Source organism: Streptomyces sp. NPDC092952 (assembly GCF_044754785.1).
Classification (GTDB): Bacteria; Actinomycetota; Actinomycetes; order Streptomycetales; family Streptomycetaceae; genus Streptomyces.
Genome location: NZ_JBIVPT010000013.1, coordinates 57,267 through 79,346 on the forward strand (window position 1 = coordinate 57,267; position 22,080 = coordinate 79,346).

21 protein-coding genes are annotated in these 22,080 nt (G+C 71.8%); 15 read left to right on the forward strand and 6 right to left on the reverse strand.

What is annotated here, in order from left to right; genetic code table 11:
- Positions 1–124: 124 nt before the first annotated feature.
- From ACIQGQ_RS26615 to ACIQGQ_RS26625, 3 genes are all read left to right on the forward strand, one after another.
- The gene (locus ACIQGQ_RS26615; protein WP_402399843.1) at positions 125–568 is read left to right on the forward strand and encodes a MarR family winged helix-turn-helix transcriptional regulator; all 444 of its coding nucleotides are present in this window, start codon (positions 125–127) and stop codon (positions 566–568) included.
- Between the two features lie 62 nt (positions 569–630).
- Positions 631–3,582 (forward strand): FAD-binding and (Fe-S)-binding domain-containing protein, encoded by a 2,952-nt coding sequence (locus ACIQGQ_RS26620; RefSeq protein ID WP_402399846.1) that lies wholly within the window; start codon positions 631–633, stop codon positions 3,580–3,582.
- Between the two features lie 237 nt (positions 3,583–3,819).
- Positions 3,820–5,256 carry a Gfo/Idh/MocA family protein gene (locus ACIQGQ_RS26625; protein WP_402399848.1) on the forward strand — a complete coding sequence of 479 codons (1,437 nt, stop codon included), beginning with the start codon at positions 3,820–3,822 and terminating at the stop codon, positions 5,254–5,256.
- Positions 5,257–5,329: 73 nt separating this feature from the next.
- Here ACIQGQ_RS26625 and ACIQGQ_RS26630 read toward each other — a convergent pair whose 3' ends face one another.
- Positions 5,330–6,121: a metal-dependent hydrolase gene (locus tag ACIQGQ_RS26630; protein WP_366295609.1), complete on the reverse strand. Its 792-nt coding sequence runs from the start codon at positions 6,119–6,121 to the stop codon at positions 5,330–5,332.
- Between the two features lie 84 nt (positions 6,122–6,205).
- On the opposite strand from ACIQGQ_RS26630, the gene ACIQGQ_RS26635 reads away from it, so the two are divergent.
- The gene (locus tag ACIQGQ_RS26635) at positions 6,206–8,779 is read left to right on the forward strand and encodes a DEAD/DEAH box helicase (protein WP_402399851.1); all 2,574 of its coding nucleotides are present in this window, start codon (positions 6,206–6,208) and stop codon (positions 8,777–8,779) included.
- A gap of 46 nt (positions 8,780–8,825) precedes the next feature.
- Complete coding sequence (locus ACIQGQ_RS26640) at positions 8,826–9,698, forward strand: acyl-CoA thioesterase (protein WP_402399853.1); 873 nt, start codon at positions 8,826–8,828, stop codon at positions 9,696–9,698.
- A gap of 12 nt (positions 9,699–9,710) precedes the next feature.
- Here ACIQGQ_RS26640 and ACIQGQ_RS26645 read toward each other — a convergent pair whose 3' ends face one another.
- Positions 9,711–9,956: a DUF6011 domain-containing protein gene (locus ACIQGQ_RS26645; RefSeq protein WP_402399856.1), complete on the reverse strand. Its 246-nt coding sequence runs from the start codon at positions 9,954–9,956 to the stop codon at positions 9,711–9,713.
- A gap of 67 nt (positions 9,957–10,023) precedes the next feature.
- Here ACIQGQ_RS26645 and ACIQGQ_RS26650 point away from each other — a divergent pair, with 67 nt between their 5' ends.
- Positions 10,024–10,719, forward strand: coding sequence for a hypothetical protein (locus ACIQGQ_RS26650; protein WP_402399859.1), 696 nt, complete (start codon positions 10,024–10,026; stop codon positions 10,717–10,719).
- A gap of 11 nt (positions 10,720–10,730) precedes the next feature.
- On the opposite strand, the gene ACIQGQ_RS26655 is transcribed toward ACIQGQ_RS26650, so the two are convergent.
- The gene (locus ACIQGQ_RS26655) at positions 10,731–11,027 is read right to left on the reverse strand and encodes an SHOCT domain-containing protein (protein ID WP_402399862.1); all 297 of its coding nucleotides are present in this window, start codon (positions 11,025–11,027) and stop codon (positions 10,731–10,733) included.
- Positions 11,028–11,062: 35 nt separating this feature from the next.
- Positions 11,063–11,512 carry a DUF6325 family protein gene (locus ACIQGQ_RS26660; protein WP_402399864.1) on the reverse strand — a complete coding sequence of 150 codons (450 nt, stop codon included), beginning with the start codon at positions 11,510–11,512 and terminating at the stop codon, positions 11,063–11,065.
- Between the two features lie 233 nt (positions 11,513–11,745).
- Here ACIQGQ_RS26660 and ACIQGQ_RS26665 point away from each other — a divergent pair, with 233 nt between their 5' ends.
- The 3 genes from ACIQGQ_RS26665 to ACIQGQ_RS26675 all read left to right on the forward strand — a co-directional run bounded on the left by ACIQGQ_RS26665 (position 11,746) and on the right by ACIQGQ_RS26675 (position 14,790).
- Positions 11,746–13,518 (forward strand): cation:proton antiporter, encoded by a 1,773-nt coding sequence (locus ACIQGQ_RS26665; protein ID WP_402399867.1) that lies wholly within the window; start codon positions 11,746–11,748, stop codon positions 13,516–13,518.
- 64 nt (positions 13,519–13,582) lie between these two features.
- Positions 13,583–14,113 carry a GNAT family N-acetyltransferase gene (locus tag ACIQGQ_RS26670; RefSeq protein ID WP_402399870.1) on the forward strand — a complete coding sequence of 177 codons (531 nt, stop codon included), beginning with the start codon at positions 13,583–13,585 and terminating at the stop codon, positions 14,111–14,113.
- A 188-nt stretch (positions 14,114–14,301) separates the two neighbouring features.
- On the forward strand, positions 14,302–14,790 hold the full coding sequence (locus ACIQGQ_RS26675) for a glutathione peroxidase (RefSeq protein ID WP_402399873.1): 489 nt from the start codon (positions 14,302–14,304) through the stop codon (positions 14,788–14,790).
- An 84-nt stretch (positions 14,791–14,874) separates the two neighbouring features.
- On the opposite strand, the gene ACIQGQ_RS26680 is transcribed toward ACIQGQ_RS26675, so the two are convergent.
- The gene (locus ACIQGQ_RS26680) at positions 14,875–16,104 is read right to left on the reverse strand and encodes an acyl-CoA dehydrogenase family protein (protein WP_402399876.1); all 1,230 of its coding nucleotides are present in this window, start codon (positions 16,102–16,104) and stop codon (positions 14,875–14,877) included.
- Between the two features lie 173 nt (positions 16,105–16,277).
- Here ACIQGQ_RS26680 and ACIQGQ_RS26685 point away from each other — a divergent pair, with 173 nt between their 5' ends.
- The gene (locus tag ACIQGQ_RS26685; RefSeq protein WP_366295590.1) at positions 16,278–16,928 is read left to right on the forward strand and encodes a TetR family transcriptional regulator; all 651 of its coding nucleotides are present in this window, start codon (positions 16,278–16,280) and stop codon (positions 16,926–16,928) included.
- 22 nt (positions 16,929–16,950) lie between these two features.
- Here ACIQGQ_RS26685 and def read toward each other — a convergent pair whose 3' ends face one another.
- Complete coding sequence (gene def, locus ACIQGQ_RS26690) at positions 16,951–17,496, reverse strand: peptide deformylase (protein ID WP_402399878.1); 546 nt, start codon at positions 17,494–17,496, stop codon at positions 16,951–16,953.
- 115 nt (positions 17,497–17,611) lie between these two features.
- Between def and ACIQGQ_RS26695 the strand changes: the two genes are divergently transcribed.
- The 5 genes from ACIQGQ_RS26695 to ACIQGQ_RS26715 all read left to right on the forward strand — a co-directional run bounded on the left by ACIQGQ_RS26695 (position 17,612) and on the right by ACIQGQ_RS26715 (position 22,072).
- Complete coding sequence (locus tag ACIQGQ_RS26695; RefSeq protein WP_352274368.1) at positions 17,612–18,850, forward strand: MurT ligase domain-containing protein; 1,239 nt, start codon at positions 17,612–17,614, stop codon at positions 18,848–18,850.
- 34 nt (positions 18,851–18,884) lie between these two features.
- Complete coding sequence (locus tag ACIQGQ_RS26700) at positions 18,885–19,613, forward strand: glutamine amidotransferase (protein ID WP_366295585.1); 729 nt, start codon at positions 18,885–18,887, stop codon at positions 19,611–19,613.
- A gap of 143 nt (positions 19,614–19,756) precedes the next feature.
- Entirely contained in the window at positions 19,757–20,785 is a 1,029-nt protein-coding gene (locus ACIQGQ_RS26705) for a 6-phosphofructokinase (RefSeq protein WP_366295583.1), read from the forward strand.
- A 111-nt stretch (positions 20,786–20,896) separates the two neighbouring features.
- Positions 20,897–21,847 carry a cytochrome c oxidase assembly protein gene (locus tag ACIQGQ_RS26710; protein ID WP_402399881.1) on the forward strand — a complete coding sequence of 317 codons (951 nt, stop codon included), beginning with the start codon at positions 20,897–20,899 and terminating at the stop codon, positions 21,845–21,847.
- A 66-nt stretch (positions 21,848–21,913) separates the two neighbouring features.
- Positions 21,914–22,072, forward strand: a complete 159-nt coding sequence (locus tag ACIQGQ_RS26715) for a hypothetical protein (RefSeq protein WP_352274364.1) — start codon at positions 21,914–21,916, stop codon at positions 22,070–22,072.
- The last annotated feature ends 8 nt before the right edge of the window (positions 22,073–22,080 follow it).

A 22,080-nucleotide genomic window follows, 5' to 3' on the forward strand; every position in this document is an offset into this window, starting at 1 on the left:
TGCGACCGCGGCGGCCCGGGACCGGGCGCACGCGGGGCCGGGCAGGGCCTGCCGGTGGTTTTGGAGAGCCTAGCTCATTGTTACCTATACTCACAATGAACAAGGTCCTGATATTGTTCCCTCCATGGAATCCTCCGACGCCGACGGCGTGCTCGCCGAGCAGCTGCTGCGGGTGACCCGCAGACTTCAGCGCATCCAGGGCCGCCAGCTGGAGCCGATGGGCATCACGCCCGCGCAGTTCCGGCTGCTGCGCACCGTCGCCCATTACGACGGCCCGCCCCGGATGGCCGATCTCGCGCAGCGCCTGGATGTCGTCCCCCGTGCCGTGACCACTCTGGTCGACGGGCTGGAGGCGAGCGGCCGGGTACGGCGTGCCCGCGATCCGGACAACCGCCGGGTGGTCCGGATCGAGATCACCGAGGAGGGAATCGCCACCCTCCGGTCGCTGCGCGACGCGCGCCGGGCCGCCGCGGAGGAGATCCTGGCCCCACTGACCGTCGCTCAGCGCGAGGTGCTCGGCGATCTTCTGACCGCCCTGGTCAACGGGATGCCGGAGCGTCGCTGCTAGCGTCCGCCCGGGTGGCACGTGTCCGCCCGTACGCCTGACCGAACAGCCGAGGAGACCTCGCCATGCCCCTGCTGGAGCCGAAGCCGGAAGCCCTCCGCCCCGGAGCGGCGCGTACCCCCTCCGTGGACCGGGTGTCCGCCCGGCAGGCTCCGGGTACGCCGGAGCCGCTGCGCGGCGACCTCGTCGCCCTGCTCGGGCCGGAGAAGGTGCTGTGGAAGGTCTCCGACCTGGTGAAGTACGCCTCGGACGCCAGCCCGTACCGCTTCGTCCCCCAGGTCGTCGTGGTCCCGGAGGACATCGACGACATCTCGGCGATCCTCTCGTACGCGCACGGAAAGGGCCGGGAGGTCGTCTTCCGGGCGGCGGGCACCAGCCTGAACGGCCAGGCCCAGGGCGAGGACATCCTGGTCGACGTCCGCCACCACTGGGCGGGCATCGAGGTCCTGGACGACGGCGCGCGGGCCCGCATCAAGCCGGGTACGACGGTCGTGCGGGCCAACGCCGCCCTCGCCCGGCACGGCCGGCTGCTGGGTCCCGACCCGGCCAGCGCCATCGCCTGCACGATCGGCGGGGTCGTCGCCAACAACGCCTCGGGGATGACGGCGGGCACCACGCGCAACTCGTACCGCACGGTCTCCTCCCTCACCTTCGTCCTGCCGAGCGGCACCGTCGTCGACACCGCCGCTCCGAACGCGGACGAGGAACTGGCGCACGCCGAGCCGCGGCTGTGCGAAGCGCTGATGGCGCTCAAGGCGGAGATCGAGGCGGACGCCGGGCTGACCGCCCGGATCCGCGCCAAGTACGAGATCAAGAACACCAACGGCTACCGCCTCGACGCCTTCCTGGACGGCTCGACGCCGGTGCAGATCCTGCGCGGTCTGATGGTGGGCTCCGAGGGCACGTTCGGCTTCATCTCCGAGGTCGTCTTCGACACCCTGCCGCTGGACCGCCGGGTCTCCACCGCCCTGCTCTTCTTCCCCTCGCTGACCGCAGCGGCCGCGGCGGTGCCCCTTTTCAACGAGGCGGGGGCGATCGCCGTCGAGCTGATGGACGGCAACACGCTGCGCGCCTCGGTGAGCGTCCAGGGCGTCCCGGCGGACTGGGCGGAGCTGCCCAAGGAGACGACGGCGCTGCTGGTGGAGTTCCGGGCCCCCGACGAGTCCGGCCAGGAGACGTACGAGGAGGCGGCGGCCGCCGTCGTCGAGGGGCTCGACCTGGTCGCGCCCGTCGCCTCCGTGACCAACGCGTTCACCCGCGACGCCAAGGTGATCTCCGGCTACTGGAAGGCCCGCAAGGCGTTCGTCACGGCGGTCGGCGGCTCCCGCCCCTCGGGGACGACGCTGATCACGGAGGACTTCGCGGTACCGCCCTCCCGGCTGGCCGAGGCGTGCGAGGCCCTGCTCGGGCTCCAGGCGCGGCACGGCTTCGACGCCGCCGTCGCCGGCCACGCGGCCCACGGAAACCTGCACTTCCTGCTCGCCTTCGACGCGGCGACGCCGTCCGACGTCGACCGCTACGCCGCGTTCATGGACGACTTCTGCCGGCTGACGGTGGAACGCTTCGACGGCTCCCTGAAGGCCGAGCACGCCACCGGCCGCAACATCGCTCCCTTCCTGGAGCTGGAATGGGGGCCCAGGGCTACCGAGCTGATGTGGCGCACCAAGCAGGCCATCGATCCGGACGGGGTGCTGGCCCCCCGGATCGTCCTGGACCGCGACCCGAAGGCCCATCTGCGCGGGCTGAAGACGATCCCCGAGGTCGAGGCGGTCGCCGATCCCTGCATCGAGTGCGGGTTCTGCGAACCCACCTGCCCCAGCCACGACCTGACGACGTCCCCGCGCCAGCGCATCGTGCTGCGCCGCGAGATGATGCGCCAGCCGGACGGCTCACCGGTGGAGACGCAGCTGCTCGACGCGTACGGGTACGACGCCGTGGACACCTGCGCGGGCGACTCGACGTGCAAGCTCGCCTGCCCGGTGGGGATCGACACCGGGGCGCTGATGAAGGACTTCCGCCACCGGCGGCACTCGCCGCGCGAGGAGCGGATCGCGGCGCTCACCGCGAAGAACTTCAAGGCGGTGGAGGCGGCGGCCCGGCTGGCGGTGGCCGCCGCCGGCCGGATCGGCGCGCGGATCGGCGACGGTCCGCTGGAGGCCGTGACCGGGCTCGCCCGCAAGGCGGTCCGGCCCGACCTGGTGCCCGAGTGGCTGCCGGAGATCCCCGGTGCAGCCGCCCGGAAGCTCCCCCGTACCTCCCGCGTCGGGGCGAGCGCCGTCTACTACCCGGCGTGTGTGAACCGCATCTTCGGCGGCCCCGAGGGCCACCGGGGCCCCTCGCTGCCGCAGGCCGTGGTCGCCGTCTCCGCCCGGGCCGGAAAGCCGGTCTGGATCCCCGACGACGTCGCCGGGACCTGCTGCGCGACGATCTGGCACTCCAAGGGCTACGACGAGGGCAACAGGGTCATGGCCAACCGCATCGTGGAGGCGGCCTGGGGCTGGACGGCCGGCGGCAGGCTGCCGCTGGTCGTCGACGCCTCGTCGTGCACCCTGGGCATCGCCCACGAGGTGGTGCCGTATCTCACCGAGGACAACCTGGAGCTGCACCAGGAACTGACCATTGTCGACTCGCTGGTCTGGGCGGCCGACGAACTGCTGCCGGAGCTGACGGTGCTCCGGAAGACCGGCTCGGCGGTCCTGCACCCGACGTGCTCCATGGAGCATCTGGGCGACGTGGAGCACTTGCGTACGGTCGCGGAGGCCGTCGCCGAGGAGGTCGTCGTCCCCGACGACGCCGGGTGCTGCGCCTTCGCGGGCGACCGGGGCATGCTGCACAAGGAGCTGACCGCTTCGGCGACGGCCAAGGAGGCCGCCGAGGTGAACGAGCGCGCGTACGACGTGTACCTCTCGGCCAACCGCATGTGCGAGGTCGGTATGGACCGGGCCACGGGCCATTCGTACTACTCGGTGCTGATGGAGCTGGAGCGGGCGACCCGGCCGGGGGCCGCGCCGCGCTGACCGCCGGGGTCCTCGGCCCCGTACGCTCCCCCGCCCCGCATGGAAGCCGGGCGGGCCCGCAGTCCCCGGGCCCGCCCGGCTTCCGTATGCCCGCAGGCCGGCCGAGGTCACGAAAGTCCATGGTTTCGGCACGGGAGTCCAATCGCTCCCCTTGCGCAGCACCTGCACCAACTACCAAGGTCGTCAACGAAGTTCATGAGCAAGCCGCGCACGTCAGACCCCCCTTACGGAGGATCGATGAACGACGCAGCACATCGGAACGACGGCACGGAGCACGGCGGCGAGGGCGCGATGAGCCGCCGCTCGGTGCTCCGGACGACCGCCGGAGTGGCCGGTGCCGGCCTGGGGCTCGGCGCCGTCGGCAACCCCGCCGCGAACGCGGCCTCCCCCACGGACGCACCGGCCGCCGGGACACCTGAGCGCCGGGGCAGGACCATGGTGGGGGTGCCCTTCGAACCGCGCTCCACCGTCCGGGTCGGCATCGTCGGCCTCGGCAACCGCGGCGGCAGCATGATCGACCTCTTCCTCGCCGTCGGCGGCGTACGGGTCGTCGCCGTCTGCGACCCGGTGAAGGAGAAGGCGCAGCGGGCCGCCGCCAAGGTGACGGCCGCGGGCCGGCCCGCACCCGCCGTCTACACCAACGGCGAGGACGACTACGAGAAGCTCTGCGAGCGCGGGGACATCGACTTCGTCTATGTGGCGACGCCCTGGGACTTCCACTTCCGGATGGCGAAGACCGCGCTGCTGAACGGCAAGCACGTGGGTGTGGAGTGTCCGATCGCGCTCCAGCTCGACCAGCTCTGGGAGCTGGTCGACCTGTCCGAGCGCACCAGGCGTCACTGCATGCAGCTGGAGAACTGCTGCTACGGGCAGAACGAGATGCGGGTGCTGCGCATGGCGCACGCCGGTCTCTTCGGCGATCTGCTGCACGGGGCGGGCGCGTACAACCACGACCTGCGCGGCCTGATGTTCGATCCGGACTACTACGAAGGCCCCTGGCGCAGGCTCTGGCACACCCGGCTGCGCGGCGACCTCTACCCCAACCACGGCTTCGGCCCGGTCGCCAACTACATGGACATCAATCGCGGCGACCGCGCGGTGAGCATCACCAGTGTGGGGTCCCCGGCCCTCGGTCTCGCCGAGTACCGCGAGAAGCACATGCCGGCCGGTGACCCCAGCTGGAAGGAGACGTACATCGAGTCCGACCGGACGATCAGCCTGGTCCAGACGGCCAAGGGCCGGGTCATCCGGCTGGAGCACGACGTCTCCACCCCGCACCCCTATTCACGGATCAACAGCCTCGGCGGTACGAGGGGGGTCTTCGAGGACTACCCCGCGCGGATCTACATAGAGCCCGACCACACCGACGACAACTGGGGCGACTTCGCGAAGTACCGGGAGTGGGACCACTGGCTGTGGAAGGAGCACGCCAATCCGCCGGGCGGTCACGGCGGGATGGACTACATGCTGGTGTTCCGGCTGATGCAGTGCATGCGGCTGGGGCTGGTCCCGGACTTCGACGTGTACGACGCGGCGACCTGGACGGCGCCGGTGCCGCTGAGCCATCTGTCCATCAGGGCGAAGGGCGCCCCGCAGCAGATCCCGGACTTCACCCGGGGTGAGTGGAAGAAAGCCCGCCCCGGCATGGATTCGGAGAACCCGGAGCAGGCCTGACCGGCCGGTACACGCCGACGGGCGGGCCGGGGGTGCGTACCCCCGGCCCGCCCGTCGCGGACCTTCCCGGCCTTCAGAAGACGTTCAGCGCGGCCGCCCCGCCCACTCCCCCGAGCACCATGAACACCGGCATCAGCACCTTCAGCTCCACCCAGCTGCCGGCCTTGAACCGCATGGCCTTCGGCGGGCCGATCGGGTACCAGCGCTTGCGGCCGATCGGGATGGGCCACAGGATCGGGCAGCCGGAGACGGTCAGCGCGTCCCCGATGTCGTGGACCAGGGCGCCGAGCACGATGGGCAGCCCGAGCCACATGTACTCCTGGCCGGGGCCGGTGAACAGCCAGTCTGAGCCGTTGCCCGGCTCGTCCAGCACACCGGCCAGTATCCAGGCGCTGGTCGCGCCGAGCATCCACACCAGGACGTCGCTGGACATCCGGGCGGCCCGCCACAGCAGCCCTTCGACCGCGAGCACCAGATGGACGAAGAGGATCCCGAGGACCGCCCACCGGCCGCCGGTGATCGCCGCGGCGGAGGCTCCGGCTCCGATCAGGACGGCCCAGGCCCAGGTGTGTGTCAGGGTGCGGTGCCCGCCGTTGCGGTTGGAGTCGCCGCGCATCTTGGTCGCCTTGTAGACGGCGTGCGAGAGCTTGTCGACGATCTCGCAGAGCCCCCGGGACACCGGACCGAAGGCGCGCGAGATGGTCGCGGACTTGTGGTCGAGGTCCGGGGCGAGCGCCGCTCCGGCGGTGATGAGCGCGCCCACGACCAGGACGGGCCAGGGCATCGGATGGCCCGCGGCGGAAGCCGCGGCACCCACCCCCAGCCAGGCCGCCGCCCCGGACAGAGAGTGTGCCGGTCCCATCATGGTTCTTCCCGCCCCCAAGAGTCTTTTCGCTTCGCCGCCATGGCCGCCCGGGCATGGCCGAGTTGAGTGCGAAGCGTATCGCTCATGATCTTCATACGGTCGTCCGGTTCCCTCATCCGGGCGGAAGGAAGGCAAGATGGGGGCGTGACCCTTATCGATCAGCTGCCCCCGACCGACGACCCCGACGCCCTTTTCGAGGCTTTCTCGTCATGGACCGAGAGCCGGGGCATCACCCTCTATCCGGCCCAGGAGGAGGCGCTGATCGAGGTGGTCTCCGGCGCGAACGTGATCCTCTCCACCCCGACCGGCTCCGGGAAGAGCCTGGTCGCGGCGGGTGCGCACTTCACCGCGCTGGCCCAGGACAAGGTCACGTTCTACACCGCGCCGATCAAGGCACTGGTCTCGGAGAAGTTCTTCGACCTGTGCAAGCTGTTCGGTACGGAGAACGTCGGCATGCTCACCGGCGACGCCTCGGTCAACGCCGACGCCCCGGTGATCTGCTGCACCGCCGAGGTGCTGGCCTCCATCGCGCTCCGTGACGGCAAGTACGCCGACATCGGCCAGGTCGTGATGGACGAGTTCCACTTCTACGCGGAGCCGGACCGCGGCTGGGCCTGGCAGATCCCGCTGCTGGAGCTCCCGCAGGCCCAGTTCGTCCTGATGTCGGCCACGCTCGGCGACGTCCGGATGTTCGAGGAGGACCTGACGCGCCGCACCGGCCGCCCCACCTCCGTGGTGCGCTCGGCGACCCGGCCGGTGCCGCTCAGCTACGAGTACCGGCTGACCCCGATCACCGAGACGCTGACCGAGCTGCTGGACACCCGGCAGTCGCCGGTCTACATCGTGCACTTCACGCAGGCCGCGGCGGTCGAGCGGGCGCAGTCGCTGATGAGCATCAACATGTGCACCAAGGAGGAGAAGGAGAAGATCGCCGATCTGATCGGCAACTTCCGCTTCACCACCAAGTTCGGCAAGAACCTCTCCCGCTACGTCCGGCACGGCATCGGGGTGCACCACGCGGGCATGCTGCCGAAGTACCGGCGGCTGGTGGAGAAGCTGGCCCAGGCCGGTCTGCTGAAGGTGATCTGCGGTACGGACACCCTCGGTGTCGGGGTCAACGTCCCCATCCGCACCGTGCTCTTCACCGCGCTCACCAAGTACGACGGGACGCGGGTCCGTACGCTGCGGGCCCGGGAGTTCCACCAGATCGCCGGCCGGGCGGGCCGGGCCGGGTTCGACACGGCGGGCTTCGTGGTGGCCCAGGCGCCCGAGCACGTCATCGAGAACGAGAAGGCCGTCAAGAAGGCGGGCGACGACCCGAAGAAGAAGCGCAAGGTGGTCCGCAAGAAGGCCCCCGAGGGCTTCGTCGCCTGGTCCGAGACCACCTTCGACAAGCTGATCCAGTCCGATCCGGAGCCGCTGACCTCCCGTTTCCGGGTCACGCACACCATGCTGCTGTCCGTGATCGCCCGCCCCGGCAACGCCTTCGAGGCGATGCGGCGGCTGCTGGAGGACAACCACGAGCCGCGCCGGGCGCAGCTGCGGCACATCCGGCGGGCCATCGCGATCTACCGTTCGCTGCTGGACGGCGGTGTGGTGGAGCAGCTCGACAAGCCGGACGCGGAGGGCCGCATCGTCCGGCTCACGGTCGATCTCCAGCAGGACTTCGCGCTCAACCAGCCGCTGTCCACCTTCGCGCTGGCCGCGTTCGACCTGCTGGACCCGGACTCCCCCTCGTACGCGCTGGACATGGTCTCCGTGGTGGAGTCGACGCTGGACGACCCCCGGCAGATCCTGGCCGCGCAGCAGAACAAGGCGCGCGGCGAGGCCGTGGGGCGGATGAAGGCGGACGGGGTCGAGTACGAGGAGCGGATGGAGCTGCTCCAGGAGGTCACGTACCCGAAGCCGCTGAGCGAGCTGCTGTGGCACGCGTACGACGTGTACCGCAGGAGCCACCCGTGGGTGGGCGACCACCCGGTGTCGCCGAAGTCCGTCATCCGCGACATGTACGAACGCGCCATGACCTTCACCGAGTTCACCTCGCACTACGAGCTGGCGCGTACCGAGGGCATCGTGCTGCGGTATCTGGCGAGCGCGTACAAGGCGCTGGAGCACACCATTCCGGACGACCTCAAGTCCGAGGACCTGGAGGATCTGATCGCCTGGCTGGGCGAGATGGTCCGCCAGGTGGACTCCAGTCTGCTCGACGAGTGGGAGCAGCTGGCCAACCCGGAGGTCGAGACCGCGGAGGAGGCCCAGGAGAAGGCCGACGAGGTGAAGCCGGTGACGGCGAACGCCCGCGCCTTCCGGGTGCTGGTGCGCAACGCGATGTTCCGCCGGGTGGAGCTGGCCGCGCTGGACAAGGTGGACGAGCTGGGCGAGCTGGACGGCGAGGCGGGCTGGGACGCGGACGCCTGGGGCGAGGCGATGGACGCCTACTGGGACGAGTACGAGGATCTGGGCACCGGCCCGGACGCCCGGGGCCCGAAGCTGCTGCGGATCGAGGAGGACCCGGCGCACGGGCTGTGGCGGGTGCGGCAGAGCTTCGCCGACCCGAACGGCGACCACGACTGGGGCATCAGCGCGGAGATCGACCTGGCCGCCTCCGACGAGGAGGGCCGGGCCGTCGTCAGAGTCACCGCCGTGGGGCAGCTGTGATCCGTAGGGCAGCTGTGAGACGGGAGCGGAAGTGGAGGGGAACCGTATGACGAATCCCGCCGAGCGTCTGGTCGACCTGCTCGACCTGGAGCGCATCGAGGTGGACATCTTCCGGGGGCGCAGCCCCCACGAGTCGCTCCAGCGGGTCTTCGGTGGCCAGGTCGCCGGGCAGGCGCTGGTCGCGGCGGGCCGGACCACCGACGGGGACCGGCCGGTCCATTCGCTGCACGCGTACTTCCTGCGGCCGGGGCGGCCGGGGGTGCCGATCGTGTACCAGGTGGAGCGCGTCCGGGACGGCCGGTCGTTCACCACCCGCCGGGTCACGGCGATCCAGCAGGGCCGGACGATCTTCAACCTGACCGCGTCCTTCCACCGTCCGGAGGAGGCGGGCTTCGAGCACCAGCTGCCGCCGTCCCGCGAGGTCCCGGATCCCGAGGGGCTGCCGACCGTCGCCGAGGAGGTCCGGGAGCACCTGGGCGCGCTGCCGGAGGCGCTGGAGCGGATGGCCCGCCGCCAGCCCTTCGACATCCGGTACGTCGACCGGCTGCGGTGGACGAAGGAGGAGATCAAGGACGCCGACCCGCGCAGCGCGGTGTGGATGCGGGCGGTCGGCCCGCTGGGCGACGACCCGCTGGTGCACACCTGCGCGCTGACGTACGCGAGCGACATGACGCTGCTGGACGCCGTCCGCATCCCGGTGGAACCGCTGTGGGGTCCGCGCGGCTTCGACATGGCCTCCCTGGACCACGCCATGTGGTTCCACCGGCCGTTCCGGGCCGACGAGTGGTTCCTGTACGACCAGGAGTCGCCGGTCGCCACCGGTGGCCGGGGGCTGGCACGCGGGCGGATCTACGACCGCGACGGCAATCTGCTGGTGTCCGTGGTGCAGGAGGGGCTGTTCCGGCGGCTGGGGTCGTAGTCGGGTCCCCGGTCAGATGCCGGGCAGCGGGTCCTGTTCGACCTCGTGACGGCGGGTGCGGATGTCCGGGGGCGCCGGGTGGAGCTTGGCGTCGCAGGCGGGGCCGAGGCCGGTGCGGCGTGATGCCGTACCGGTGAGCGGGCGGCCGCACAGGCGGCAGCGCACCACCCTGCGCCGGGCGGCGGGTTCGTCCGGCGCGTCCCCGGTCGGAGCGCCGGGGCCGGGGAGGGGCTCGGGGAAGAGCTCGGCGGATTCCACGAATCGATCTTCTCAGGCCGTCCGTCTACTGTGCGACGTCGGAGCGGAGTGGACGGAGGAACGGCGAGTGAGCAGGGTGGTGACGCTGCGGCGGGCCAGGGCGGCGGAGGGGGAGGTCGGCCATGTCGTCGAGCTGGCCCACTCGGCCGGCGGCGGGCCCCGGGTCGTGGCCCATGTGGAGCGCGAGCTCCCGGAGGGCGGGATACCCGCGTACCTCGCGGCCCGCAGGACGGGGGCGCGGTCCTTCGTGCTCTGGGCCGACCCCGAACGCCGGACCCGGCTGGCCACCGTGGTCACCGCCTCCGCGGCCGACGGCGTCGCGACGTACCGGGTGCTGGACAATCGCGGCGGGCTCATCGGCACCGTGGTCCGCGAGAAGGCCCTCCACGGGAAGGGACTGCGGACGCGCTGGACGGTCGCGCAGACGGGCTGCCCGGAAGCGGTCGGCCACAAGGGCCGGGTCTTCTGGTGGTACGTGTGGTGGCTGCTGTTCGGCGTCCAGGTGACGATCACGGTGGCGAGCCGGCTGGGCGACTGGTGGGAGCCGGCGCGCGGGCCCCGGCGCATCATCTGGCGGGCCGGTGGCGAGGTGCCGCTGGAGTTCCGCTCGGACGACGACGAGATCCTGGTGCGCGCGCACTGGGTCGACCAGCGGCTCGCGGCGGCGCTGAGCGCGCTGGTCCGCTCCTTCGACAGCTGGCTGGGCTCGCCCTGGGACGACGAGAAGGAAGAGCGGAAGAGGACCGGGAGGACGAAGAAGTAGCCGGGTGCCGGTCAGGTGGCGAGGATGCGGGCCTTCTGGGCCTCGAACTCGCTCTGGGTCAGTACGCCCTGGCTCCTGAGGTCGCCGAGCTCCTTGAGCTGGGCGATCTTGTTGGTCATCTCGTCCTCCGGCGCGACGGTGGTGGGTGCCGGGGGCGGTGGTGGTGCCTGATAGCCCGCTTCCTGGCCGCGCAGGGCGTCCTGTTCGGCCCAGCGGCCCGCCTGGCGCCGGGAGACCCGGTTGGAGACGGAGGTGGCGGTTCCGGCGATCACCGCGGTGCGGGCGACGCCGCGAAGCAGTCCTGGCATGGTGCGTTCTCCTCTGGCTGGCTCTGCGGGGCGGTTCAGGACCTGGCCGCGGCCTCGGCGGCCTCCAGCGAGGCGAGGACCTCCTGGAGCGGGATGCGCCCGCCCGCCACGATGCGTCCGCCGGAGCGGCGCAGGGCGGCGGCGAACGGTCCGGCCCAGGTGTTCTCGTAGACGACGATCCCGGCGGCGCTGCCCGGTTCGAGGACGGCGCCCACCTCGTCGATGTCGTCCCGGCCCACCAGCCCTGAGGAGACCCCCTCGAAGACGGCCAGTTTGTCGTGGCCGTCCTCGGTCAGCTCGGCGAGCTCCACCCCCGTGACCGTGCCGTCCCGGTCCTTCCTGACGAAGACCAGGTCCAGGATGCGGATGATGCCCCGGTCGACCAGATCGACCAGGAGGGGCAGCCCCTCGCCCGTCATCCGGTTTCCCGGGAACTCGACCACCAGGTAGTCGACCGGCCCCGTCTCGTCGGTCTCGCTGCTCACACCGGCTCCTTGGCGTCTTGACCGCCCCGGGTCGGGCCCGGGGCCTGTGCCCTGGCCATTGGAACAGGGGGCGGGCCGGTGCGCATCCCGGCCGTGGCCGGGGCCCGGTGCGGGCCGGTTGCTCCGTCGGAGGGACGACGGGTCCTCCCGATGGCGGAGCGATGCGAGCCGCGTCCGGCGCCGGTGCCGGGGTGCGGCGATGATCGCGCCTGCGCTGCTGAGGAGGGACGGGCATGACGGCCGATCAGGTCATGGTGGGGGCGGGTCTGATCGTGGTACTCGCGGTCGGCTCGCAGGTGCTGGCCGGCCTGCTGCGGGTGCCACCGCTGCTGGTCCTGCTGCCGGTGGGGTTCGCCGCCGGTGCGCTGACGGACACCGTCCATCCGGACAAGCTGCTCGGCGGGGCCTTCTCCCCGCTGGTCTCGCTCGCGGTGGCGGTGATCCTCTACGAGGCGGGGCTCGGCCTGGAGCCGGCCCGGCTGCGGGGTGACACCCGGCGTGTGGTGGTGCGGCTGCTCTGGCTGGGGACGCTGGTCACCTGGGTCTCCGCCGCGCTGTTCGCGGCACCGGTGCTGGGCATGTCCAAGGGCGCGGCGGTGATGCTGGGGGCGATCCTGGTGGTGTCCGGGCCGACGGTCGTCGGGCCGCTGCTCAATTTCGTACGGCCCCGTGAGCGGGTGCGGCGGGTGCTCCTCTGGGAGGGTGCGCTGATCGATCCGGTCGGCGGCATCCTGGGGGCGCTGGTCTTCCACGCGGTGGCCGCCGACGAGGTCGGGGGTTTCGGGGGCCAGGTGGAGCAGTTCTCGGCCAGTGCGGCGGTCGGGGTGCTGGGCGGGGTGGTCGGGGCCGGTCTGCTGTGGCTGCTGCTGCGCCGTGTCCGGCTCACCGAGGAGCTGGCGGCGTCGGCGCAGATCGCCGCGGTGGTCGGGGTCGCGGCCGTGTGCGACGCGGTCCGGGAGGACACCGGGCTCATCTCCGCGATCGTGATGGGCGTGGCCATGGCCAATCTGCCGGGGCTGGACCTCCCGGCCCGGCGGCCGTTCCTCGACACCCTGGTCTCGCTGATCATCGGCCTGCTGTTCATCTCTATCTCGGCCACGGTCACCCCTGCCTCGCTGCGCCATGTGGTGCTGCCCTCGCTCGCGCTGGCCGCCTTCCTGGTGCTGGTCGTGCGTCCGCTGGTGGCGCTGCTGTCGACGGCCGGCACCGGGGTGCGGGGCGGGGAGCGGTGGTTCATCGGGTGGATGGCCCCGCGCGGCATCGTCGCCGCCGCGACCGCCGCCACGTTCTCGCAGACCCTGGTGGCGCGGGGCGTCGGCGGTGCCGAACGGATCCTGCCCGCGACGTTCGTGGTGATCGTCGCGACCGTCACGCTGTACGGGCTGACGGCGTTTCCGGTCGCCCGGTGGCTGGGGGTGCTGCGCCCCTCGCGCTCCCGGCCGCTGCTGGTCGGCGGTGAGCCGTGGGCGGTCGATCTGGGGCTGGCGCTGCGCTCGGCGGGGCTGGACGTGCTGATGTGGGCGGGTGCCGGGCGGCAGCGGGCGCGGATCGAGGCGGCCGGGCTGCGGCTGGCCCCGGGCGAGCTGCTCGCGGCGGCCTCCGGCGCGGGGGCGGAGCTGGAGGGGATCACGGGGGTGCTGCTGCTCACCGGGGAGGACGACTTCAACGCGCTCGCCGCGATGACGCTCCGGGAGAGCGTCGAGGGCCGGGTGCACCGGCTCGCCCCCGCCGCGGGCGACCAGGGCGTGGTGGCGCCGTACACCGGGGGCGAGCCGCTGTTCCGTCCCGGGCTGACCGGACCGGAGCTGGCCCGCCGGTACGAGGCCGGGGCCCGGGTGCTGGCGCGGCGGGCCGACGGGACCGTCCCGGCCGGCCACGAGGTGCTGTTCGTGGTCCGCGCGGACGGCGGCCTCGACCCGGTCACCCGGACCGGTGTCCCCGAACCCCGGCCGGGCGACACCGCCGTGCTCCTCGCTCCCCCGCCCATGCCGGGTGGTGCCGCGTGAGGGCCGGGGCGCGGCGATGATGGTTCCCGACGACGAACGCGACCACCGCGAAAGGACTCCGCGCATGACCGAGATCGCTCCGGTGAGCGGCCCCGAACTGATCACCTACGCCGACGAGTTGGCCGCGCTCCTGATGGACGCCGTGGCGGACGGGGCGTCGGTGGGCTTCCTCGCACCGCTGGACCGGACGGCGGCCGCCGCCTGGTGGCGGGAGCGGGCCGGGAGCGTCGAGGGCGGACCGCTGCGGATCTGGATCGCCCGGGACGGCGAACGGATCGCCGGGACCATCAGCCTGGCGCGGGCCACCCTGCCCAACGCCCGCCACCGCGCGGAGGTCGCCAAGCTGATGGTGCGCGGCTCGGCCCGCGGCCGGGGGCTGGGCCGCACGCTGCTGGACACCGTGGAGCGGTCGGCCGCCGACGCGGGCATCTCCCTGCTGGTCCTGGACACCGAGAGCGGAAGCCCGGCCGAGCGGCTCTACCGCGCCGCGGGCTGGACGGAGTCCGGCTCGATCCCGAACTACGCGGCGGACCCGGCCGGGGCGCTGCGCCCGACGACGCTCTACTACAAGGAGATCGATCCGGTTTCCCTCTGAGGCCCCGAACTCCAGTACGTGGAACGGTAGTTCGTTGCACCTGCCCGATCGCCCGCCGGGGGCGCCCCCGGGCCGGGAACGCGCAGGCAGGAGGCGTACCGGCACCCCGGCGGCCGGGTGACCGGCTTCCGACGGGTCGTCCGGGACGGGACAATGATCCCGGTAGCCATACCTATGAGGAGACCCACATGACGCTGCACGACATTCCCCTGCGCACCCTCACCGGCGAGCCCACTTCCCTGGCCGACTACCGCGACAAGGCGGTCCTCCTGGTGAACGTCGCGTCCCAGTGCGGGCTCACTCCGCAGTACGCGGGCCTGGAAAGGCTCCAGAAGACCTACGGCGGGCGCGGATTCACCGTGCTCGGCGTGCCCTGCAACCAGTTCGCGGGCCAGGAGCCGGGGACGGCGGAGGAGATCGGCACCTTCTGCTCGACGACGTACGGCGTCACCTTCCCGCTGCTGGAGAAGACCGAGGTGAACGGGGAGGACCGGCACCCGCTCTACGCGGAGCTGACGCAGCTGGCCGACGCGGACGGCGAGGCCGGCGACGTCCAGTGGAACTTCGAGAAGTTCCTCATCTCCCCGGCCGGGCTGCCGGTCGCACGGCTGCGCCCGGGTACGGACCCGGAGGCTCCGGAACTCGTCGCGGCCATCGAGGCGCAGCTGCCCTCCTGACCCGTCGCGCGCCCGGCCGCCGGGCGGGTGCGGAAGTCCGGTCCCGCCCGGCGGCCGGGTCGGTTCGCGCGGGGTGGCGTGCCGTCAGCGGATCGGCATGCCCGAGAGGGTGCGGGCGATGACCAGGCGCTGGATCTCGCTGGTGCCCTCGAAGATCGTGTAGATCGCCGCGTCCCGGTGCATCCGCTCCACCGGGTACTCGCGGGTGAAGCCGTTGCCGCCGAGGATCTGGATGGCCTGGGCGGTGACCTTCTTGGCCGTCTCGCTCGCGTACAGCTTGGACATGGAGCCCTCGGCCGAGGTGAACGGCTTGCCGGTGGTCGCCATCCAGGAGGCGCGCCAGACCAGCAGCCGGGCCGCGTCGATCTGCGTGCGCATGTCGGCGAGCTGGAAGGCGACGCCCTGGTTGTCGATGATCGGGCGGCCGAACTGGGTGCGGGTCTTCGCGTAGTCCAGCGCCACCTCGTACGCGGCGCGGGCGGTGCCGACCGCCATCGCGCCGACCGCCGGGCGGGACGCCTCGAAGGTGGCCATCGCGGCGTTCTTCACCCGCTCGCCGCCACCGGCCCTGGCGCGCTCGCGGGCCCGTGCCAGGCGCTCGTCGAGCTTCCCCTTGCCGCCGAGCAGGCAGTGGCCGGGCACCCGTACGTCCTCCAGGACGACCTCGGCGGTGTGCGAGGCGCGGATGCCGTGCTTCTTGAACTTCTGGCCCTGGGACAGGCCGGGGGTGTCCGGCGGCACGATGAAGGAGGCGTGGCCCTTGGAACCCAGCTCCGGGTCGACCACGGCGACGACCACGTGGACGTTGGCGATGCCGCCGTTGGTCGCCCAGGTCTTGGTGCCGTTCAGCACCCATTCGTCCTTGGCCTCGTCGTAGACCGCGCGGGTGCGCATCGAGGCGACGTCGGAGCCCGCGTCCGGCTCGGAGGAGCAGAAGGCGGCGACCTTCACGTCCTCGGCGTCGCCGTACATCTGCGGTATCCAGGTGCCGATCTGCTCCTCGGTGCCGTTGGCGAGGACGCCGACGGCCGCCAGGCCGGTACCGACGATGGAGAGGGCGATGCCCGCGTCCCCCCAGAAGAGCTCCTCCATCGCCATCGGGATGCCGAGTCCCGTCGGGTCGAAGAACTGCTGGGCGTAGAAGTCGAGGGAGTAGATGCCGACCTTGGCGGCCTCCTGGATGACCGGCCAGGGCGTTTCCTCGCGCTCGTCCCACTCCGAGGCCGCCGGACGGATCACGTCCGCGGCGAAGCCGTGAAGCCAGTCACGGACCTGCTTCTGGTCGTCGTTGAGTTCGAGCGTGAACTCCGCCATCTTCCCCTCCACGTACTGCGGTGAAAAACCACTCGTTACTTGCGGTAACCGCAGTCTGTTACCGACAAGTAGCCTCTGTCAACCGCCCTGGTCCGGATCCGCGCCGAGCTGGGCGGAGTGTTACGTTGCGCAGGCAGGACGCAGGCGCACGGCCAGGGGCGGGGAGAGACGACATGGAGAGCACACGACAGGCGGAGCGCCAGCGGACGGCGGCCGAGAACCGCCGCCGCGAGTTGCTCGAAGCCGCCGACCGCGTGGTGCTCAGGGACGGCCCCGGGGCCTCGATGAACGCCATCGCGGCGGAGGCGGGCATCACCAAGCCCATCCTCTACCGTCACTTCGGGGACAAGGGCGGGCTCTACCGCGCCCTCGCCAAGCGCCACACCGACGCCCTGCTGATCGCCCTGCGCGCCGCGCTCGACGCCCCCTCCGACCGCCGTCGGCGCGTCGAGTCGACGCTCGACACCTACCTCGCGGCCATCGAGGCCCGCCCGCAGGTCTACCGCTTCCTGATGCACCCGTCCGACGACGCGGCCCCCTCGGCGGAGCACGGTTTCGACGTCGGGCGGCACTCGGCCCCGCTGCTGCGCCGGCTCGGCGAGGAGCTCGCCCAGGTGATCGCCGAGCGGGTGGACCTGGGGCCGGACAGCGCGGCCATGGCACGCATCTGGGGCCATGGCATCGTCGGCATGATGCACGCCGCGGGCGACTGGTGGCTGGGGGAACGGCCGTGCTCCCGCGAGCAGTTGGTCCGCAGTCTGGCCGACCTGCTGTGGGGCGGGGTGGCCGCGGCTGCCGACCGGCCGGGCGGCCCCGGCTTCTGAGACCGCGGTGCGCCGGAGGCCGTCAGCCCTCGCGCGCCCAGGGCGCCCGGCCGGCGGCGCGCAGCGCCCTGCGACGGCGCAGTCCGGTCAACCGGTCGGTGTAGACGGTGCCTTCGAGGTGGTCGCACTCGTGCTGGAGGCAGCGCGCGAAGAAACCGGTGCCGGTGACCCGGACCGGCTCACCGGTCACCGTGACGCCCTCGACGACGGCCCGGTCGAAGCGCTCGGTGCCCGCCTCGATGCCCGGCAGCGAGAGGCAGCCCTCCGGGCCGCGCACGGCGATGCCGTCGGCCTCGACGAGCCTCGGGTTGACCAGGTGGCCGAGATGGCGCACCTCGTCGTCGTCCGGACAGTCGTAGACGAACACCCGCAGCGGGACACCGATCTGGTTGGCCGCGAGGCCCACGCCCTCGGCCGCGTACATGGTGGCGTACATGTCCTCGACGAGCCGGGCGAGCGGGGGGCCGAACTCCGTGACGGGTTCACAGGCCTGGTGGAGCACCGGATCGCCGAGCAGACTCATGGCACGAATCAGTCCGGAACTGCCGGGGATCGGGCGGTTTCGCATGCCCGCAATCGTACGTTCCGCAGGTCCCCGGCCCTCGCGGCGGTGCCAGGGTGCGGCCTTCGCTCCGGACATCGATAGGCTGGGCGGCGGACCGATGCAAGGAGGATCTAGGACGATGGCAGGCAACACGGAGCCGCTGTCGCCACGGGCCAAGCTGGCCGTGACGGCGGGCAAAGCCGCGGCGGCGGTCTCACGCGCCGCGGGGCGCGGCAGCGGATCGGTGATCGGCGGCCGGGTGGCGCTCAAGCTCGACCCCGACCTGCTGGGGCGGCTGGCGCAGCACCTGGACGTGATCCTCGTGTCGGCGACGAACGGCAAGACGACGACGACCCGGCTGATCGCCGAAGCCCTGCGGGCCGCCGGCCCGGTCGTGTCGAACGCTCTCGGGGCGAACATGCCCGCGGGCATCACCTCGGCGCTGGCGGGCGGCTCGGACGCGCAGTACGGCGTGATCGAGGTCGACGAGAAGTACCTCGCCGGGGTCGCCCGCGACACCACGCCCAAGGTGATCGCGCTGCTCAACCTCTCCCGCGACCAGCTGGACCGCGCGGCGGAGACCCGGATGCTGGCGGAGAAGTGGCGCGAGGGGCTGTCCGGCTCGAAGGCCGTGATCGTGGCCAACGCCGACGACCCGCTGATCGTCTGGGCCGCCTCCTCCTCCCCCAACGTGGTGTGGGTGGCGGCCGGCCAGGCGTGGAAGGACGACGCCTGGTCCTGCCCCTCCTGCGGCGGTGTGATGCAGCGCCCGGGCGACGACTGGTTCTGCGGCGAGTGCGGATTCCGCCGCCCCGCCCCGAGCTGGGTGCTGCACGGCGACTACGTCCTGGACCCGCACGGTTCGGCCTGGCCGATCCACCTCCAGCTCCCCGGCCGCGCCAACAAGGCCAACGCCACCAGCTCCGCCGCCGTGGCCGCCGTCTTCGGGGTGCCGCCGCAGGTCGCGCTGGAGCGCATGTACCAGGTGCAGGCGGTGGCCGGCCGGTACGACGTGGTGTCCTTCCTCGGCCGTGAGCTGCGGCTGCTGCTGGCGAAGAACCCGGCGGGCTGGCTGGAGACGTTCTCGCTGATCGACCCGCCGCCCACGCCGGTGATCCTCTCCGTCAACGCGCGCGGCGCCGACGGCACGGACACCTCCTGGCTGTGGGACGTGGACTACACCCAGCTGGCCGGGCACCCGATCTTCGTGCTCGGCGACCGCAAGCTGGACCTGGCGGTCCGCCTCGAAGTGGCCGGGCTCGACTTCCGGGTCTGCGAGACCCTGGACGAGGCCGTGCAGCAGGCCCCGCCCGGCCGTATCGAGGTCATCGCCAACTACACCGCTTTCCAGGATCTGCGCCGTCGTGTCGGCAACTGACCCCGGGCCCGGGCAACTCCGGAGAGGACGAAGCATGAGCAACAACGGTCTGCGCCTGGTCTGGGTCTACCCCGACCTGCTCAGCACCTACGGCGACCAGGGCAACGCCCTGGTGGTGGAGCGCCGGGCCCGGCAGCGCGGGCTCGACGTGCAGCGCGTCGACGTCCGCAGCGACCAGCCGGTTCCGACGTCCGGTGACATCTATCTGATCGGCGGTGGCGAGGACCGGCCGCAGCGGCTGGCCGCGGAGCGGCTGCGGCGGGACGGCGGGCTCAGCCGGGCCGCGTCCAACGGCGCGATCATCTTCTCGGTCTGCGCGGGCTACCAGATCCTCGGCCACGAGTTCATCAACGACCTCGGCGAGCGCGAGCCCGGCCTCGGCCTGCTCGACGTGGTCTCCACCCGCGGCGAGGGCTCCCGGTGCGTCGGCGACGTACTGGCCGACATCGACCCGCAGCTCGGGCTGCCGCCGCTGACCGGCTTCGAGAACCACCAGGGCGTCACCCACCTCGGCCCGACGGCCCGGCCGTTCGCCCGGGTGAAGCTCGGCCGGGGCAACGGCACAGGCGACGGCACCGAGGGCGCGTACAACGACACCGTCTTCGGTACGTACATGCACGGCCCCGTGATGGCGCGCAACCCGCAGATCGCGGACCTGCTGCTGAAGCTGGCCCTCGATGTCAACGCGCTGCCGCCGACGGACGACCGCTGGTACGAGGCGCTGCGCTCCGAGCGCATCGCGTCCGCGACCCAGCCCGCCTGATGAGGCCCAATTCGCTCTTCTGAGCGGATTCCAGCAGGTGGACGCCTGGTTCGGTCCCGCCACCCCACGCCGGTAGGGTGGCGGGGAACCAGCCGGACGACGGGGTCCGGTCGTCGGCCCACGTTGCAAAGGTTTCCCGGGCAATGCGAATTGGTGTGCTCACCTCCGGCGGCGACTGCCCCGGCCTGAACGCCGTCATCCGTTCCGTCGTGCACCGCGCGGTGGTCGACCACGGCGACGAGGTCATCGGCTTCCACGACGGGTGGAAGGGGCTGCTGGAGTGCGACTACCGCAAGCTGGATCTCGACGCGGTGGGCGGCATCCTCGCCCGCGGCGGCACGATCCTCGGCTCCTCCCGGGTCCAGCCCGCCCATCTGCGCGGCGGCGTCGAGCAGGCCCGGGGCCATGTCACCGACCTCGGTCTCGACGCGATCATCCCGATCGGCGGCGAGGGCACGCTGAAGGCGGCCAGTCTGCTCTCCGAAGCGGGCCTGCCCATCGTCGGCGTCCCGAAGACCATCGACAACGACATCGCCTCCACCGATGTGACCTTCGGTTTCGACACCGCCGTCGGGGTCGCGACGGAGGCGCTCGACCGGCTCAAGACGACCGCCGAATCGCACCAGCGGGTGCTGATCGTCGAGGTCATGGGCCGCCACACCGGCTGGATCGCGCTGCACTCGGGCATGGCGGCCGGTGCGCACGCCATCGTCGTGCCGGAGCGCCCCTTCGACATAGACGAGCTGACCGAGGTGGTCGGCAGGCGGTTCTCGGCCGGTAAGAAGTTCGCGATCGTGGTGGTCGCGGAGGGCGCCAAGCCGCGCCCGGGCTCGGCGATGGAGGTCGAGCAGGGCACCAAGGACATCTACGGGCACGAGCGGTTCGCCGGCATGGCGACCCGGCTCTCCTCCGAGCTGGAGCAGCGGCTCGGCAAGGAGGCCCGTCCGGTGATACTCGGCCACGTCCAGCGCGGCGGCACGCCGACCGCGTACGACCGGGTGCTCGCCACCCGCTTCGGCTGGCACGCCGTGGAGGCCGCGCACCGGGGCGAGTTCGGGATGATGACGGCGCTGCGCGGCACGGACATCGTGATGGCGCCGCTGAGCGGGGCCGTGGAGACGCTGAAGACCGTCCCGGCCGAGCGGTACGCCGAGGCGGAGTGCGTGCTCTGAGCGACACCCGCTTCCCTGGACTGCCCCCGGCCGCGAACGCGACCGGGGGCAGTTCTACTCTGGTCGGGACAACCGGCACGAAACGGGGAAGCCCCCGGCGGGAGTGAACAGATGGATCACAGCGGGCACGGCATGAACATGGACCTGCCGCCGTTCACGCTGGGACGAGGGCTCCAGTTCTCCGCGGACCCCTTCTTCCTCATCGGCTGCGTCCTCGCCATCGGCCTGTACGTGTACGCCGTACTGCGGCTGCGCGCACGCGGCGACGGCTGGCCGATCGGCCGGACGGTGTTCTTCGTCGTCGGCGTGCTGAGCATCGCCCTGGTGATGTGCACCAAGCTCAACGCCTACGGCATGGTCATGTTCAGCGTGCACATGGTGCAGCACATGGTGATCAGCATGCTGTCGCCGATCCTGCTGCTGCTGGGCGCTCCGGTGACCCTGGCGCTGCGCGCGCTGCCGGTCGCGGGCCGCGGCCGGACCGGTCCGCGCGAGCTGCTGCTGAAGCTGCTGCACAGCCGGTACATGCGGGTGATCACGCATCCGGCCTTCACGATCCCTATGTTCATCGCGAGCCTGTACGCGCTGTACTTCACCCCGCTCTTCGACTTCCTGATGGGGTCGACGACCGGGCACATCGCGATGATGGTGCACTTCCTCGCGGTCGGCCTGGTCTTCTTCTGGCCGATCATGGGCATCGACCCGGGACCGCACCGGCCCGGCTACGTGATGCGGATGCTGGAGCTGTTCGCCGGGATGCCGTTCCACGCCTTCTTCGGGATCGCGCTGATGATGGCGTCGACCCCGATGGTGGGGACGTACCAGCACCCGCCCGCCTCGCTGGGCATCGACGCACTGAGCGATCAGAGCTGGGCCGGCGGGATCGCCTGGGCCTTCAGCGAGATCCCGTCGGTGCTGGTGCTGATCGCGCTCGTCTACCAGTGGTACCACTCCGAGCAGCGGATGGCGAAGCGCTCCGACCGGGCGGCCGACCGGGACGGCGACCAGGAGCTGGAGGCGTACAACGCGTATCTCGCCTCTTTGCAGGCGCGCGGGCAGTAGCGCCGGGGACGCCTCAGGGGTGACGATGGCCTCCACGGCCACCCGGCCGACGAGGAGGGTGCGGGCATGTCCGGATCCACGAAGGCCATGGGAGCGATCACCCTGGCGGCCCTGGTCGTGGTCACCGCCTACACGGTGGCCCTGGGCAGCAGCGGCTGGCTCTGGTTCGGGTGGGTGGTGCTCGGCCTCATCACCCTGGGGATGGCGGCGACGCGCGAATCCTGAGGCCGCCC